At 71.3% G+C, this 16,926-nt stretch carries 10 protein-coding genes; 3 read left to right on the top strand and 7 right to left on the bottom strand.

The window, feature by feature from the left end:
• Window positions 1–8 precede the first annotated feature (8 nt).
• The 5 genes from ALLO2_RS14450 to ALLO2_RS14430 all read right to left on the bottom strand — a co-directional run bounded on the left by ALLO2_RS14450 (window position 9) and on the right by ALLO2_RS14430 (window position 9,148).
• Window positions 9–2,159 carry an IucA/IucC family siderophore biosynthesis protein gene (locus tag ALLO2_RS14450; protein ID WP_035732684.1) on the bottom strand — a complete coding sequence of 717 codons (2,151 nt, stop codon included), beginning with the start codon at window positions 2,157–2,159 and terminating at the stop codon, window positions 9–11.
• Window positions 2,156–3,598, bottom strand: a complete 1,443-nt coding sequence (locus ALLO2_RS14445; RefSeq protein ID WP_035732725.1) for a SidA/IucD/PvdA family monooxygenase — start codon at window positions 3,596–3,598, stop codon at window positions 2,156–2,158. The genes ALLO2_RS14450 and ALLO2_RS14445 overlap by 4 nt, the downstream gene beginning before the upstream one ends.
• Window positions 3,599–3,669: 71 nt before the next feature.
• A complete protein-coding gene (locus ALLO2_RS14440) occupies window positions 3,670–5,688 on the bottom strand; it encodes an IucA/IucC family siderophore biosynthesis protein (RefSeq protein ID WP_035732682.1) in 2,019 nt (672 codons plus the stop codon).
• Complete coding sequence (locus ALLO2_RS14435) at window positions 5,685–7,364, bottom strand: pyridoxal-dependent decarboxylase (protein WP_051875276.1); 1,680 nt, start codon at window positions 7,362–7,364, stop codon at window positions 5,685–5,687. The genes ALLO2_RS14440 and ALLO2_RS14435 overlap by 4 nt, the downstream gene beginning before the upstream one ends.
• Window positions 7,365–7,525: 161 nt before the next feature.
• A complete protein-coding gene (locus ALLO2_RS14430; RefSeq protein ID WP_035732680.1) occupies window positions 7,526–9,148 on the bottom strand; it encodes a diaminobutyrate--2-oxoglutarate transaminase family protein in 1,623 nt (540 codons plus the stop codon).
• A gap of 618 nt (window positions 9,149–9,766) precedes the next feature.
• Between ALLO2_RS14430 and ALLO2_RS14425 the strand changes: the two genes are divergently transcribed.
• Together ALLO2_RS14425 and ALLO2_RS14420 are read left to right on the top strand one after the other, a co-directional pair.
• Window positions 9,767–11,185: a diaminopimelate decarboxylase gene (locus ALLO2_RS14425; protein WP_023840993.1), complete on the top strand. Its 1,419-nt coding sequence runs from the start codon at window positions 9,767–9,769 to the stop codon at window positions 11,183–11,185.
• A gap of 372 nt (window positions 11,186–11,557) precedes the next feature.
• Window positions 11,558–12,004, top strand: a complete 447-nt coding sequence (locus tag ALLO2_RS14420) for a hypothetical protein (RefSeq protein WP_011438422.1) — start codon at window positions 11,558–11,560, stop codon at window positions 12,002–12,004.
• A 238-nt stretch (window positions 12,005–12,242) separates the two neighbouring features.
• On the opposite strand, the gene ALLO2_RS14415 is transcribed toward ALLO2_RS14420, so the two are convergent.
• Together ALLO2_RS14415 and ALLO2_RS14410 are read right to left on the bottom strand one after the other, a co-directional pair.
• Entirely contained in the window at window positions 12,243–13,088 is an 846-nt protein-coding gene (locus tag ALLO2_RS14415; RefSeq protein ID WP_011438421.1) for an ATP-binding protein, read from the bottom strand.
• A gap of 225 nt (window positions 13,089–13,313) precedes the next feature.
• Window positions 13,314–15,614 (bottom strand): SpoIIE family protein phosphatase, encoded by a 2,301-nt coding sequence (locus ALLO2_RS14410; RefSeq protein ID WP_035732678.1) that lies wholly within the window; start codon window positions 15,612–15,614, stop codon window positions 13,314–13,316.
• Between the two features lie 172 nt (window positions 15,615–15,786).
• On the opposite strand from ALLO2_RS14410, the gene ALLO2_RS14405 reads away from it, so the two are divergent.
• Window positions 15,787–16,926 (top strand): HAMP domain-containing protein (locus ALLO2_RS14405; RefSeq protein ID WP_157493406.1); only part of this gene is annotated, 1,140 nt, incomplete at its 3' end.

The following is a 16,926-nucleotide window of genomic DNA, read 5'->3' as shown; positions in this document are numbered from 1 at the left end:
TTCTCCGTTCATGCCGTAGGCGGCGCCGGTTCCGTCGGGGCTGCCGGTCGCGCCGGGCCCGTCGTGAGGGTGGACACATCGTGCAGTGGGTTCGCGACCTCGCCGTGTATCAGGTCGAAGCCTCCGTCCCGGTCGGCGCGATCGTGGAACCCGGCGCCCGCGAACTGCTCGCGGTTCAGGCAGACCCGACCGAACGCCGGCCCGAGGAGATCGATCGAGGCGAACCGCTCCCGCAGGGCCGGGAACCTCGCGTGGTACTGGTCGACCGTCGCCCGCACGAGCCGCCAGAACTGGTTCTCGTCCACATCGAGATGATCCGCCACGAGCACCGCGAAGAAGCGGAAGTGCCCGGCGAACACCGCCGAGAGCAGGGAGTGGGCCAGGACCGGGCCGGGCCACCGCCGGCAGTGCTCGACCGCCTCCGGTGGCATCCCCCGCCGCTCGGGGAACTCGCCGGACACCAGTTCGATGTCCGCGCCGAAGTCCTTCACGGCTATGCGGCGGGGCATCTCCTCGGCATCGAAGATGCACAGGACGTTCTCGCCGTGCGGCGTGAAGGCCACGCCGTACCGGTACAGGTAGTGCAGCAGCGGCGGCAGGAGAGCGGCGAACAGCGCGGCGAGCCAGTCGTGCGCCGGCCGGCCCGAGCGGGCCACGAGCTCGGCGACGACTGCCCGACCGTCGGAGCCGACCGCCAGCAGGGACGCGAGGCTGCGCGCCCGCTCCCCGCCGTCGAGAAACCGCTCCACCGGATCACGCCAGAGCACGCCGAGTAGTTCGTGGAGGCGGTAGGGCGCGTCGGGGACGGCGTCGTAGGCCGGGTGCCGGACGGTGGCGCCGGCGACCTCCGGAAGCGGGAGAACCCGGGTCACGTCGCGCAGGAAGGGATCCGCGTCGCGAAGCCCGAGCAGCCAGCTCGACATCGCCGGCCCGGCGATGGCATCAGCCGCCGACATCCCTCGCCACACCAGCGTGTTACGGATCATCAGCGCGAGCTTGACGTTCCGCCGGTCCGGCCGGTCGACGTTGGCGAGGGTGCGCACCGCCTGCAGGGGCAGGTACCGGTCCGGTGCTTCGCCCAGCGGTACCAGCAGGCCGGTGGCGATCTCGGCCGCATAGAGCGGCACGATTACGTTCTCCCACTGCCACGGGTGGACGGGTAGCCAGACATAGTCGGCGATCGTCGTACCGGCGGGTGGTCCGGCGGGNGGGGNGGNGAGGGGNGCGGGGCCCGGCCGGCGTGGCTCGTCCGGCAGGGCGCCGCGGAGCACATCGGTGAAGTGGGCGCGGGTCTGCTCGTCGAGTTCCGTGGTGAGCAGGTCGGGCACGGTCGGCGCGCCCTGGCCAGAAAGGTCGATGGCCTTGGGGGCGATGGCGCTGTACCGCCCGATCGCGCGGTGTGCGGCCACCCATCGCAGTCGGAAGGGCCGGCGCGCCTCGGGGGCGTAGACGGCCGCGGCCGCGCCGAAACCGAGCCGTCCCTTGTTCGCGACGAGACAGGGATGGCCGGTCTGGTACCCATCGAGCGCGACGAACGGCAGATCGGCGAGATCCACCGCGGGAATCGCCGTTCCGAGCAGATGATGATCGGCTGCCTGGGTGGCGAGCAGATCGCGTACCACGTCGGCGAGGACCGGATCGGACCAGCCGAGCAGGACCTGCATGTCCTGGAGAAAGCGGATCGGGTCGTCCGCCGGTGCGGTGCCCGGAACGGTCGGTGCGGTGCCCGGTTCGGGGGGGCTGCCGTCCGGGCCGGGCGGCGTAACCGAGCGGGTCAGCGTGGCGGCATCGATCCACCAGGACCCGAATGTGCCACGTCGGGCGGTGAAAGCGTATGTGACGCCCCCGGCTCGGAGCCGGTAACCCTGGATGGGACCCCGTCCGATCGGGGGGTGCCTGCGCCCGTCCGGGGTCACGCCGCGCACCGCGGGATCGCTCGTCCGTGCCGGTGCAGTGGGTGGCGGCCCGCCCGGGGAGCCCGCCGGCCCGGCCGCGGCATCCGCTGGCTCGTCGGGTTGCGGACTGAGTAGCTCCTCGTAGGCCATTTCGGCGATGAGCTTGGCCAGCAGGGCACGGCCGGCCTGCCGCCATCGGTCCGCCGACCCGGTCCGCCCCGGGGACGGTGCCGCGGGCGGTGGCGCGGACCATGACGTGGTCAACGCCCGGCCGTCCCGGCCGTCTTGGTCGGGGCCGGATCGCGCGGCCGTACGCGCCGCTCGCCTAAGGCCTGGCCGTTCCCGTCAGGCTGGCCCGACCGGGTGGGGACCCCGAAGGTCGTGAACGCCGACGGCGACGGCAGCCGGTAGGCGTCGCCGCCGGTCAGGTCGTCGAGGATGACCGCGGCGCGCCAGGCACCGAGGCCGAGGTCGGGCGTCACGACGCCGTGCGTGTGCAGCTCCGCGTTCTGGACGTAGACACGGCCGGTCAGACCGGCGTCGGTCGCCACCCGGTACCGGGCGTCGACGCGGAAGCGGCCCCTGTCGTCGACGTCGATCAGTCCGGCCATGGGATCGAGCAGGGTCGGCCGGCGGGCGGCGTATCCGGTCGCAAGCACCACCGCGTCGGTGTGGACGGGAAAGGCGCGGTTCTGATCGCGGTGGCGGCAGCCGAGAGTGATCTCACCGCCCCGGTCCCGCTGCGAGGCCGTCTCCACGACGACGCCCGGCAGCAGCGTCGCCGCCACGTCCGCCCCGCCGATCGTCCGTTCGTACAGCAGGTCGTAGATCTCCGCGATGGTGTCCGCGTCGATCCCCTTGTAGAGCTGCCACTGAGCCGGAACGAGCGTGTCCTTGGTCGTCTGCTCCAGACCGTGGAAATAGCGGACGAAGTCGGGGGTGAACTGTTCGAGGCCGAGTTTGGAGTACTCCATCGGTGCGAAGGCGGGGGTGCGGGTGATCCAGGTCAGCTGATGGCCGGTCACCGGTTGTGCGCGGAGCAGATCCGCGAACACCTCCGCCCCGGACTGTCCGGAGCCGACCACCGTGACCCGGGAAAGCCCCGCCAGCGCGGAACGCCGCTGCTGGTACTCGGCCGCATGGAAGGCCCGCCCGTTCGGCATCCCCGCGAAGGCCAGCGGCATGATCGGTTCGGTTCCGATCCCGAGGACCAGGTGCCGAGCGGTCACCACCCGTGTCGGGGACGCGCCGGACTGCCCTGCCTGATCGGACCGGTGGGGCTGGACGATCGTCACTTGGAACAGGCGGGNGTCGGGNTCCCAGCGGACCGCCTCGACACGGGNGCCGAAGTGGGNGGAGTCGAGACCGTCGGCGACCCACCGGCAGTAGTCGTCATACTCCCGGCGGGGGATGTGGAACCGTTCGTAGAGATAGAAGCGGAAGAGCCGGTCATGCTCGCGCAGGTACGCCAGGAAGGACCATCTGCTGGTCGGGTCGATCAGGGTGACGAGATCGGCGAGGAACGGCACCTGCAGGGTCGTACCTTCCAACAGCAGGCCGGGATGCCAGCTGAAGGCCGGCGCCTGGTCGAAGAAGACGGCCCGCAGGCCGGGCAGCCCGTCGGCCAGGGCCGCAAGCGACAGGTTGAACGGCCCCAACCCGNCCCCGACCACGTCGTAGGGCGGTTCGCCCCCCGCCGGCAGACCCGCGAACGCCGATCCGTCGTCGACGGTACGCGGGCGCTCGCCGCGAGCTGTGGACGGGGCGCGGAAGGTCACGAGGCCTCCAGGAGCGGGTTGGGGATCGGCACGTACACCGACTGAGTGGCCACCGGTCCGACCAGTTCGTCCCGCCCGTCCACGCAGGTGCGCAGGTTGGCCTTGCATGGCAGGGTGGGGGAGTCGAGCAGCCTGGTGATCAGTGCTCGGCGAGCGGCGGGNGGNCGCAGCCCCCNCCCGCGTGGGCCATCCTCGTCCAGCCGATGGAGCAGGCCACGCACCCGCCCGAGCAGGCGGCGCTCGTCCGCGACACCCGCGACCCCGAGCGCGCCGGCGAGGGCGAAGACGTTGTTCACGAACAGGTAGTAGATGGTCCTCTCGGCCACCAGCGCGTCATCGAAGATCGCGTTGAGCCCGGTACCGAAGCCGGGCAGCAGCTGCTGCACCTCCGCCGTGGCGGAGGTGGCCACGTAGTAGCCCTGGCTGTCGCGGTACCAGCCGGCGATCGGCCAGCCCGCCGCGTCCAGGGTGACCAGGGTGTTCTGCAGGTGGGCCTCGACGCCGATCCCGAAATGCAGGTAGAGGTCCACCACCGGGGCGGCTACCACGGTCAGGTAACGGTCGAACCAGGCGTCGGTCAGCGTCGGGAGGGGATCGCTCAGCGAGCCAGCCAGCGTCGTGAGGATCCGGGGAAGCATCGCCGTCCGGGCCCGGCCACGGCTGTCCGTGGTCCGCTCGGGCCTGGGCGCGATGAGTGCCGCGGCGCACACCACCCGGTCGACTGACCCGAACGGATTGACCCGGACGGCGGTCTCCAGCCCGACGCCGTCCTCGTCGCGCCCTCCGTCGCGCCGCTCGCCGGACCCGATCCGCAGCGGTGTTGCGGGGCCGGTTCGGGGCCGACCCTCCCCTCCCGGTCGGGTGACGGCCACCCAACCGGGCTCCCCGATGAGGCGGAAGTTCGGATGTCGGGCGGCGAGCGCCGCGCCGAGACCGGCGTCGATCAGCCTCGCGGTCATCGCGCCGAGCCGCAGCTCGTCGAGCTGCAGCACCCGGCGCGAGTTGGTGATCCGCATCCCCAGCGAGAGCTTGAGCATCACCGGGATCTCCGGCCGCCAGACGGTACGCAGCGACGAGGTGGGATACCACCGGTGCCCGGACACCCCGAGGTCGATCAGGCGGCCGTCCGCAAGCAGCTCGGCGACCGGTTCCCGCCTGCTGACCTCGTCCGCCTGCCAGGGATGCGCGGGTACCACGACGTAACCGGCGGGAATGTCCGGGCGATCGCGTCCGCCGGTCCGAGGGGACCCCGTGAGCCCGGGTGGGCCATGTCGGTCTGGTCCGGAACCGGACGCGGCCGAGAGGTCGGACTTCGGCTCCTCGGCCCCAGCGTCTTCCCTGGCCAGATCCGCCAGCAGCCGGATCAGGCCCCGGCCGTTCGTGCCGAGGGCCTGGTCCCGCCCTCCGGAGCGGGTCGTCGTACTGCCCGAGACGGTCACCACGGAGGGATGGGCTGCGAACCAGTGCAGCGCAAAGGACCCGCCGACTTCCGGAGAGTAGGTGGCCAGTGCCTCCGGCGAAGCCCCCTGGCGACTCTTGGCCGCCGGATGGAACGGATGACCGGTGATCAGGGCCTGCTCCGCGGCGAGGAACGGGGGGATGGTGGCCGGGTCCGGCCCGGGACCGCGGGCCGCGAGGCAGCTCGCGATCCAGCCGGCGGAATCGATGATCCTTCCCAGCGCCTGGGCGCCGAGGGCCGGCGGTAGCCCATCCCGCGTGACGACCTCTCGGACGAGCAGCGCGGCGAGCAGGCCCGCGTCCACCGGGGCTGGTTCGCGGGCCGCGGAAACCAGGCGTGGTGGTCCGAACCCGTGCCATCCGGCCGGGGAGTGGTGCGTCAACGTCGCCCGAACGGACAGGCCGGATGCGGGTAGGTCGATGCCGAGCGTCCGGGCGTCTGCCGGTAACCGGACGCCTGTCTCCCGCACCCAGCACCGCAGCAGAGTCTCCGTGACGATCTCGTCCGCGATGGTCGCGTCCGCGATGGCCTCGGACTGCGGTCGATCGCCGGTCACGACCGCCGCCGGGCCCTGGTGGAACCACCGGCGGCAAGGACGTCCCCGGTCTCGGCGATCAGCCCGAGCAGCGCGTCGACGTCCGCCGTGGTGGCGTCGGGATTGAGCAGAGTCAGCTTCAGGAAGACCGCGTGACGGGGACCGAGTTGGGTGCGCCCCACGACGGCCCGGCCGGCGACGAGCAGTTCCCGGCGCAGCCGGGCGTTGATCCGGTCCACCCGGTCGGGGGAGGGNGGGCCCGCGGGGCCGGATGCGGTGGGGCCGGACGCGGTCGGATCCGAGATGGCCTGTGGCGGCCGGTAGCGGAAGACGAGGGTGCTGAGTGTTACCGGGAAGGCGAGTTCGAGACGGGGGTCGGCGCGCACCGTCCGTGCCGCGTGCTGCGCGAGATCATGGCAGGCATCCACCCGGGCGCCGAGACCGTCGCGGCCGAGGGCCCGAAGGGTGACCGCGATGGGGAAGGCGTCCGCGCGGCGGGTGGTCCGCAGCGACCGGCCCAGCAGGCTGGTGAAGCCGGCCGCCTCGTCATCCTCCGGGTTGAGGTACTCCGCCCGTGTCGCGAGGCTGGCCCAGCCGTCGTCGCGGGCGGTGAGGAAGACCCCGGCCGGCGCCGGCTGCCAGCCGAGTTTGTGCAGATCCAGTGCGACCGAATCTGCGAGGTCGAGTCCGTCCAGCAGGCCGGCCAGCCGCTCGGACAGCAACGCGCCGCCGCCGTGGGCGGCGTCCACGTGAAACCAGCAGGCCGCCCTGCCGGACCTTGCCTCCATGCCCGATGGCCTGCTCGGGTCCTGCGACCCACCTAACCGGAGGCGATGTTCCTCGACCACCGCGGCGATCTGCCGAAGCGGGTCGACCGCGCCCGCATCGGTGGTACCAGCGGTGGCCACGACGATGGCCGGCCCGGCGTGCGCGGCCAGGGCGTGACGGAGCGCCTCGACGCGCATCCGGTGCCGGTCGTCGGTCTCGATGACCAGCACCGGAGGCGCGTCGATCGCGAGCAGGGACGCCGCCCGATCAATCGAGAAGTGTGCCGCCGCCGAACGGAACACCCGAGGTGCCGGCCGGTCCGCTCCTCGGTGCCCGGGGCCTCCTTGGTGCCCGGCATCGTGACCTGGGGCGGCCGGGCCCAAAGCGTCTTGCCCGGTCGGGCCACGGCGGGCCGCGTCCCGACCGAGGAACAGGCCCATCAGGTTCGATTCGGTCCCACCGGTGGTGATCGTGCCGGTGGCCCGGTCCGGATCGAAGCCGACCAGTGCGGCCAGGGTCGCGACGACCTCGGTCTCGATCGTCGTGGCCGCGGGAGCCTGGTCCCAGGAGTCCAGGGACGGATTGAGGGCGCTCACGGCGAGGTCGGCGGCGACCGCGACCGCCAGCGGAGGGCAGTGCAAATGGGCGGCGCACCACGGGTCCGCCGGGTCCGCGGAACCGGCGGCCAGGGCTTCGACCAGGCCGGTCAGCGCGGCCGACGGGCCGATTCCGGTCCTCGGTAGCAGGGTCCCTGTACTGTCCGGGGGGGCCGGATCGGCCGGGGCCGGATCGGCCGGGGCCGGATCGGCCGGAGTCAGGCCGAGGGCAGCTCTGGTCATGGCGCGCACCACCGGTGGACCACCGGCGGGCAGCGGGCCGCCGCGGATCCGGCGGCCATCGTCGAGGGCGGCCAACGCGAGATCGACCATCGGCCGTAGCCCCGGGAGGATGGGGATCTCCCGCCTCCGTGGACCGTCCGTGGACCCCCCGTTCCTCCGCCCCCGTTCCTCCGCCGACGTGGGCTTTCCGGCTGGTGCGGACTCTCCGGCCGGCGCGGTGGCGACAGGTGTGTCAGGGCTGCGCGGGGGGATCATCCGGCGGATCCGAACCGGACGTGGGCCTGATCGGCGGGTGGGTGTCCCAAAGCCGCGTGGACGGAGAGCCTGCGGACGGCGGCATCGATGGCGTCGGCGAGGATCGCGAGGACGCGATCGCCCTCCTCATCGCTGAGGATCAGCGGTGGCAACAGCCGGACGACCGCGCCGTGCNGCCCACCGAGCTCGATGATCAGGCCGCGGCGCAGACATTCGGCACGTACCAGACCGGCGAGTCTCGCGTCGGCGGGATGCGCGCCGACGAGGTCCGGGGCTGCGGTCGGATCGACCATCTCGGCGCCGAGCATCAGCCCGCGGCCGCGTACGTCGCCCACCTGCGGCCGGTTCCGGGCGATCTCTGCCAGGCCGGTGAGTAGGCGCGTGCCGAGTCGGGCGGCGCGTTCGTCGAGACGGTCCTCTCGCACCAGGCGCAGCGTGGCATGGCCCGCGGCCATCGCCAGCTGGTTTCCACGGAAGGTGCCGGTATGTGCCCCGGGCGCCCAGGTGTCCAGCTCAGACCGGTAGGCGATGACGGCCAGTGGCAGCCCGCCGCCGATCGCCTTGGACATGACGATGATGTCGGGGGTGATGCCGCTGTGCTGCGCGGCCCAGTACTTCCCGGTGCGACCGACTCCCGTCTGGACCTCGTCCAGGATCAGTGGGATGCCGCGGCGACGGGTGATCTCGCGGATGGCGCGGAGCCAGCCGTCAGGAGCGGGANCCACCCCGCCCTCACCCTGAACCGGTTCTACGATCAGTGCCGCCGGCCTGACTACCCCTCCGGCCGGGTCATCGAGGAGACGTTCGATGTAGCGGGCGGACAACTCGGCACCGTCCGGACCGGGGGCGCGACCGGACCCCACCCCGAACGGGCACCGGTAGGGGAAGGGGAACGGCAGCCGTACGACGGATGTCGATGGCGGCAGAGGATCTTTGACGGCGACGTTCCCGGTCACGGCCAGGGCACCCGCCGTCATTCCGTGGTATCCACCGGTGAACGCGAGGATGGTCTGGTTGCCCGTCACCGTCTGCGCGAGCTTGATGGCCGCCTCGACCGCGTCGGCGCCGCTCGGGCCGCAGAAGTGCAACTTCACATCGCTCCCCATGCCGGCCGGCAGGCAGCCACGGAGTTCGTCGGTGAAGGCGTCCTTCTCGGGGGTGGCGAGGTCGAGCGTGTGCAACGGGGCGCCTCGGGCAAGCATCGATGTGATCGCCTCGGTTACCACCGGATGGTTGTGTCCCAGCGCGAGCGTTCCGGCGCCGGCCAGGCAGTCCAGGTAGCGGCGGCCATCCGCGCCGAGAACCATGGTTCCGGACGCCCGGACAGGCACGATCGGGAGGGTCCGCGCATAGGTCCGTGCCGCCGATTCGCGCTGACGCTGACGCGCGAGGATCGTGGCCGGGTTCGCGGCGTCCGTGGGTGCGGACCTGGGACCCGTGGTGGGGGCTGCAGGCGTGGACCTGGCGGCGACGGGGGTCGTGGTCGGGGGGGTCGTGGTCGGGGGGGTCGTGGTCGCAGGGGGCGTCGTCGTGGCTCTCGTGGTTACGGAAGGCACGGTCGCGGGGGGCGCCGTGCGGCCGGCTGAGCCGCCGGCGGCGTCACGAGCGGAAACCGTCATCGCGGGCGACTCCCTTTCGCGCAGGCTGATTGAGGGAAGCCTAACTTAAGCCAGTCGCACCATGGTTGCTCCGCGCAAGGTTATGGTGGTGCCAAGCAGACGTGGTGGTCTCTTCATAGTCCGTCCGGGGGAGTCGGGTTGCGGCAGAAACATCGGCCTCAGGCTGTGGTGTTTGCGGCATGTCCACTACACGCCCGTTGATCAGAATCAGACAACCGGTTATGGCGGTGACGAACGTCCCNCGACCGTCCGGCGGCACGGAAGCCGGNTGCGGNCCGTGTGATGTATCAGGCACCGTTTGCGGATCCGATCCGTGTTTCGTCGCCCCACCATCGGGCTAACCGACAGCGTCGGGTCCAGGTGGAGACCACCCATCCGAGACCACTGTCTGGACCACCCTTCTGGACCATGCGTCCGCACTCGGCAGCCCGCGCCACACGCCATCGCTCCTGTGCGCCTGGCGGCAGTGCGCCTGGCGGCAGTGCGCCTGGCGGCAGTGCGCCTGGCGGCAGAGGGGATTGTCCTGTCCCTGGCGAGGGACGCGGCTGAGCTCGGACAACTGATGGAGTCTCGGACGACTGATGGAGTGACGACTGATTGGAGTGAGGAGTCGATCTGGTGGACCTGCCGCCCTCGGCCGCGCCGCTGCGCGCCCTGCCCGCCGAAAGCCTCCCCCGTCCGGTGTTGACCGCGGTGCGTGCCTGGCCGGCCGGCGCCGGAGAGGTCAGCGCCTACTTTTACGACCCGGCGGCGGCCGCGCGGAACGCCGCGGCGCTGCGGGCCTGCCTGCCCATGTGGGCGGAGGTCTGCTACGCGGTCAAGGCCAACAGCTTTCCGCCGATACTCGACGCCCTGTTGCGTGGGACCGGTCCGGACATCCCTCGGTCGGGGCGGGAACGGAGTGACTCCAGCCCGGGCGCCACCCCGACCGACGCCAGGAGCGACGCCAGGACCGGCGCCAGCGGTCGGGGCATCGACGGTTTCGAGGTCTCCTCCGCGCACGAGGTGCGCCTGGCGCAGGCAGCGTACGGCCGGGTCGACTCCGCCCGACGTCCCCGCCTGGTCGCATCCGGACCGGGAAAGTCGATGACCCTGCTTACCGCGCTGGTCTCGGCCGACGTCGACGTCGTCAACGTCGAGAGCTTCGGCGAACTGCGCCGCCTGGACGCCGTCGCGGCCCGGCTCGGCCGTCGGGTGCGGGCGGCGGTGCGCGTCAACCCGGCCCAGGTAGGCCTGGCAGGCTCCCTCCAAATGGGCGGTCGGCCGAGTGCGTTTGGCATCCCCGAAACGGAGGTCCCCGCCGCGCTCGAACTCGCGGCGGATCTGGCCCATATCGACGTCGTCGGATTCCATGTCCACGCAGTGTCCGGCAATCTCGATGCCGCCGCCCATCTGGGCTACGTCCGGTGGTGTCTCGATTTCGCCGTCCGGACGGCTGCCGTGGCCGGGATCGAGCTGCGGATGGTCGACGTGGGCGGTGGATTCGGGGTTCCGTTCGAACCGGACCGGCGCGGTGACCGGCCCTTTGACCTAATCCGATTTGGTGAGGGACTAAGTTCGCTGCCGGTGCCGGACGGAACTCGGGTAATCTTCGAGCCGGGGCGGATGCTGGTGGCCGACTCCGGCTGGTACGCCGCCGAGGTGATCGACGTCAAACATTCCTACGGGACGGAATTCGTGATTCTGCGTGGCGGAATTCATCATTTCGCGCTGCCGACATCGTGGGAGATCGTCCATAACTTCGCCGTCGTGGAGAGATCGGGCCGGAACGGTGGGCCGGAGCCGGAGCACACGCGGGAGGCGGTGGTCGAAGGTCGTCCGGTGACGGTGGTCGGGGAGCTGTGCACGCCGGAGGACACCCTCGCCCGTGACATCACGGTCGATCGGGTGCGGCCGGGTGACGTCGTCGTCTTCCCCATGGCGGGTGCGTACGGCTACGAGTTCGCACTGCCGGATTTCCTCGGCCACCCCCGGGCCCGGCGCATCGAGCTTCGGGGAACACGGCATGCTCCGTTCCCCACCGATCGGTCGAGCTGATCGGATACCCGGGAGAGGAATGTTCCTTCAGCACCAGGTAGCACCAGGTTCAAGCTCATCGCTCCAGCCGCCATGGCAGTTATTTCTGACATTCTAGACAATATTACTCCAAGTCGCATTTTTCGGGTTATTGACAATCTGTTGATGGGGCGATACGCAGTGTTTATCGACTTGGCNCCCAAACGGGACATTGCGGACGGCGGGGGCCGATGTGTCGTGGTTCTGGCCCGTTCGGCTGGTCAAAAGTAGGACTTCTGTCACAATGAATAGATAACTAGCAATCTATAGTGGCATTCCTATCAGATCAGCCGTGACTGCCGATCGGGAGTCACATCAGGACACGGCCGGGAGTATCGATCGGGGAGAAGACCCATGTTTTCGTACCTACATCGTCTCAGGACCATCAGCGTGCTCGGCGCGGCGACCCTTGTCGGCGGGCTGCTCGGCGGCGGTGGCTACGCCTACGCGCAGAGCGGTTTCACCGGCAACCCCTGGGTGTTCCGGGCGACCAACCAGAGCGCTGAGGGGCTTCGTATCCAGTCGACGGGCGGGCCCAACGGCCAGCTGTTCATCGTCTACGACCATCTGAACCAACCCATCTTCGCCGTCAACAAGGCCGGCGGCGCCGGCGTGTTCGGGGACAACTTCAACGTCCACCAGGGCAACGACATCCTGCATCCCTGGGTGCGGATCAGCGTCACCGATCCGCAGCCCGCCGACTGCGTGACCACGGGCCAGCTCGTCATCGGGGGCTCGACCGGTTCGGGTGGCCGCATCTGGCGGTGCGTCGTCGGGCAGGGATGGACGTCCGTCGTCTGACGGGACGTGGCCCGCGGCGGGGCGAGGCCCGCTTGGACGATCGTGACGTCACGCGGCGTCACGATTCAGTGCCGCATTGCTTTTCAAGTAGCGCACGCCCTTTTGTAACCGGCGTCACAGAACCTCTGCGCTGACCCGCTGACCCGCTGAGCCGCTGAGCCGCTGATCGGGTGATTCGCCAACCATGCCGGACCCATCCGCTGCGGGGGAGGGCCGGGCGGGGAATGACGTGACGGCGTCAGGGGCCGTTGGTGATGATCGTGACGGCCGCCTCGGCGTCGTTTGGCCGGGCCGCCTCCCAACCCGCGCGTGCCGCTCCGGTGCGGCCTGATCCGGCACGGTCCGATCCCGGCCGCCTCGACAGGACCGGGAAGGGGGACATCCCGAAGGCGGACGACAGCAGGGCCGATGCGGAGGCGGCCGGGGGACGTGGCGCGGGACGGATCGGTGGGGAGTACCGGGCGGCCGGGGCAGAGCGGGTCACAGTGGTGGGTTCGGTGGGTTCGGTAGGTTCGGTGGGTTCGGCGGGTGACGACCCGTCGGCGGACGACGGCCCCTCGGGCAGCGAGGAGCTCCCGGCGCCCGGGGAGGCCGCGCCGTCGGCTTCGGGGACGGAGGCGGACCGCCGACCCACCACCGGCGCCGGCGGAACCGGCACGGGCAGGTCGAACCACAGGTACTTCCCTGACTCGACCGCCACCGTCCCCCAGCTGCCCGCCAACGTGTCGAGAACCAGCAGGCCGCGACCGCCCTCGGCGTCCGGCGCGACCTCACGCCGCTGCGGCAGAACCGTCGAGGTGTCCGACACGGACGCGTGGATCAGACCGGGCCGTATCTCGATAAGCAGCCACAGCGGCGGCTGCCCGTATTTGACCGCGTTCGTCACGAGCTCGCTGACGAGCAGCTCGGCGGTGCCGCGCAGGTCCTCGGGAAGGTCCGCCAGCCGGATGCCCTCGCGGAGCACCCTGCGGGCCTGCGGGACGGCGGAGGGCAGATAGGGGAGCTCGGCGAGTATGTGGGTTGCGGGTGGGCAACTGGACGTTGCCTGCCGTACCACATCCATCGGGACCGAAGACGCGCTCATCGACCACCAAGCCTGTGCGAGGATATCGAGGTGGCTCTACCCACTGGGTGGGGATTGAAGCCTCTGTTTCCGGATCGCACCTCTTGAGGCTATGTCGATCTGGCATCCGGTGCGGTGCCGGTGGCGCCTCCTTTCCGTGGGCCTTCGTGCCCGCGGGGCCCGGGGGGACGCCCGCGGGCGTAGCGGAGGCGCCTCGGAGGTACCCCGAAGCGTCCATCATGCCGGTCAGCCGGGCACGCGCGCCACGAGGATCGCGACATCGTCGCGCAGGTTGCCGCCGGCAAACCGCTCGGCGGCGGCCAGGACGCGATCCGCGATCCCCTGCGCTGACAGGCCTGCGCATCCCCCGATCGCGTCGAGGAGCCGGTCCTCGCCGAGCAGCTTCCCGCCATTGCGGGCCTCGATGACCCCGTCGGTGTAGAAGACCAGTGACTCGCCCGGGCGCAGGACGATCTCGAACCCCGGAAACGAGACCTCGTCGTCGTCGAGGACGCCGAGCAGGGTTCCCGGGCGACCGACGAGCGAGGCGCGCCCGTCGGCGTGCAGCACCACCGGCTGGGGATGGCCGGCGAGGAACAGCCGCAGTCGGATCCTGGTGCTGGTGCTGGTGCTGGTGCTGGTGCTGGTGCTGGTGCTGGTGCTGGTGCTGGTGCTGGTGCTGGTGCTGGTGCTGGTGCTGGTGTCGGTGTCGGTGTCGGCGGGCTCGCCCTCCGCGGGTCCGCCGGCCGGCGCCATGATCGTGGCGGCGGCCAGGGTGCAGAACCGACTCTGCCCGTTCGGATGAGACGACGCGGCGTCGCGCAGGGTCCGGTTCAACTCGAGCAGCACCTCGCCGAGCTCCGTACCCCGGCCCGTCAGCAGCCGCAGGACGGCGCGGGCCACCCCGGTCACGGTGGCGGCCTCTGCACCCTTGCCACAGACGTCGCCGATGGCGATCGTCCAGCCGAGCGGACCCCACAGCAGGTCGAAGAAGTCGCCGCCGACGTCGAGACCCGCCGACTGCGCGGCGCCGTAGGCGGAACCGAGATCCAGTCCCTCGATCATCGGCAGCTCCGGTGGGCGCAGACCCGCCTGGAGCGTGCCGGCCAGTTCCACCTGCCGGCTGTAGAGCCGGGCGTTGTCGACCGCGAAGGCGGCCCGGCGCGCGAGGTCGGCGAGCAGATCGATCTCGTCCGCGGCGAAGGCGTTGCCCTCGGGGCGGCCGAGCGCGAGCACCCCGAGTACCCGCCGCCGGGCCCGCAGCACCATCACGAGCGCCGGTCCGCCGAGCGCGGTCAGTGAACGCACTCGGTCTCCGCTCGCGGAGCGCACCGCCGCCATCAACGGGCCGTCCGGGTCGACCGCGGCAGCGGTGAGGGCGCCCGCCGCGTTCTCCTCCGCGTGTGCCGCCGCCCACAGGGCGGGATCGGCGTTCTCCCGGTGCAGGTACACCGCGCACCACTGGGCCAGCCGCGGGACCGGCAACCGCGCGAGCAGCGCCAGCGAGCGGCTCAGGTCCAGGCTGCCCGCCAGCAGATCGGACGCCTCGGCGAGGAAGGACAGCATCCCGATGCGGCGCTCCTCGGCGCGTCGCATGTCGCCGCCGCCGAGGGCCAGGGCCATCCATCGGGTCGTCAGGCGGATGCGTTCCAGGTCCAGCCCGGCCGCCGCGGCGGCATCCATCCGGCGGACGTCGCCGGGGACACCCACTCCGCCCGAATCGCTGGTGCCGCCCGAATCGCTGGTGCCGCCCGAACCACTCGGGCGGCCGCCGGCCGCCGGCCAGAGCAGCAGTTCGCCGAGGCTCTCCTGCGTCGGATCCAGCGGGAACAAGAGCGCCTCGGTAACCGGGCCGACGGCCCCGAGCGTGGCCACGGTCTCCGACCGGCCGCCGTCGCGCCCGGGACGCCGCACCAGCCCGGCGGTGACCGCGAGCGCGTCCACCAGCTGCGCGAGCAGCTCACTGACCTCGCCCTCGGCGGTGAGGGCACGGGCGGTGTCCCGGGCTATCAGCCGGACCGGACGCGGCGCCGGTACCACGGGGGCCGGTACCGGGCGGGGCGCGGGACAGGTCACAGCCACAGCGGGACTGGTCACAGCAGCGGTGGGCGAGCCGTCGCCGGCGGTTTCCAGGCGGAACCAGACGGTCTTGCCACCGCGGCCGTGCTCGGTCCCCCAGCTCGTCGCGAGCGCGTCGACGAGGGCGAGGCCGCGGCCGTCCTCGCGCAGCCCGTCGATGCCGAAGTCAGCGTCCTCGACCTTCTTTACCCGGGCCATGCCGATGCGGACCGGATGCCGGTCGGTGACCCCGACCCGCACGCCGTCACCGTCCGCGCGCACCTCCACGGTGGCCGAGGTGCCCGCGTGCACGACGACATTGGTGACCAGCTCGGTGACGAGCAGAAGCGCGGAGTCCAGCAGGTCGTCGTCCAGCTGCCCGTGCAACGCCTCGAGCAGGAAGCGCCGGGCGGCCCGGGGGGAGTCGGGCGTCGGTGGCAACGCGATGGCGCGCGCCGGCATCGTCCCACCCCCTGCTGCGCCATACATGTACTCAGTCTCTCCTGCGTTGTCCATCGTGAGGCGGATACTGGCGGCTGGTGTCACCTGTCCACCGACGCCGCCCCACGCCGGTGCCCGTGGGAGACCGCCCTTGACCCGGGCCCTCCGCCCGGCCCGGGACCCGAGACGATCGTGTCGACTGAGCTCAGGTAGGAGACCAATGAGCCCCGCATACGACCCGCAACCCTCGGCTCGTCATGATCTGGATGCACCAGGCGGTGACGCTACCGCGACCATCGTGCCCCATGCATCCCTTCCCGTGGACGACACTCGGGCGTCGCGGGCCGCCGCCGACGAGCTGATCGCGGATCTCCTGCANGGGCTGNCCCGCCTGTGCGAGGGCGACTTCTCGACCCGCCTCGCGGCGCGGGACGGCTACGCCGGTGACGTGGTGCGCAAGTTCGACGAGCTGGCCGCCATCCAGGAGCGCCACGCGCGTGAGCTGGCCCGGGTCAGTAAGGTGATCCGCCGTGACGGTCGGCTCACCCTGCGGATGGAGGACCTGGGCAACCCCGGCGGCTGGTCCGACATGACGCAGGCGGTGAACTCCCTCATCGACGACCTGGCCCGGCCGACCCACGAGGTGGCGCGGGTCATAGCGGCGGTGGCCGAGGGGGNCCTGTCCCAGCACATGGCGTTGGAGATCGCCGGCCAGCCGGTGCGCGGGGAGTTCCTGCGGATCGGCACCACGGTGAACACGATGGTGGACCAGTTGTCGTCGTTTGCGGACGAGGTGACCCGGGTCGCCCGTGAGGTGGGCACCGAGGGCAACCTGGGCGGGCAGGCCAAGGTCAAGGGCGTCTCGGGGGTGTGGCGGGACCTCACCGAGTCGGTGAACTCGATGGCGGGCAACCTGACCAGCCAGGTCCGTAACATCGCTCAGGTCACCACCGCGGTTGCGCAGGGTGATCTGAGTCAGAAGATCACGGTGGACGCCCGCGGTGAGATCCACGAACTGAAGTCGACCGTCAACACGATGGTCGACCAGCTCTCCGCGTTCGCCGACGAGGTCACCCGGATGGCCAAGGAGGTCGGCACCGAGGGCAAGCTAGGCGGCCAGGCGCAGGTCAAGGGCGTTTCCGGGGTCTGGCGCGACCTGACCGACTCGGTCAACGTCATGGCCGGCAACCTCACCACCCAGGTTCGCAGCATCGCCGAGGTCGCGGCGGCCGTGGCCCGCGGCGACCTCACCCGGCAGATCACCGTCGACGCCCGGGGCGAGGTCGCGGGCCTCGCGCACACCCTGAACACGATGGTGGACCAGTTGTCGTCGTTTGCGGACGAGGTGACCCGGGTCGCC

Origin of the sequence: Frankia sp. Allo2 (genome assembly GCF_000733325.1) — a bacterium.
GTDB lineage: Bacteria > Actinomycetota > Actinomycetes > Frankiales > Frankiaceae > Frankia > Frankia casuarinae.
The sequence above is the reverse complement of the archived record's forward strand: the minus strand, read 5'-3'. Positions and strand labels throughout refer to the sequence as shown.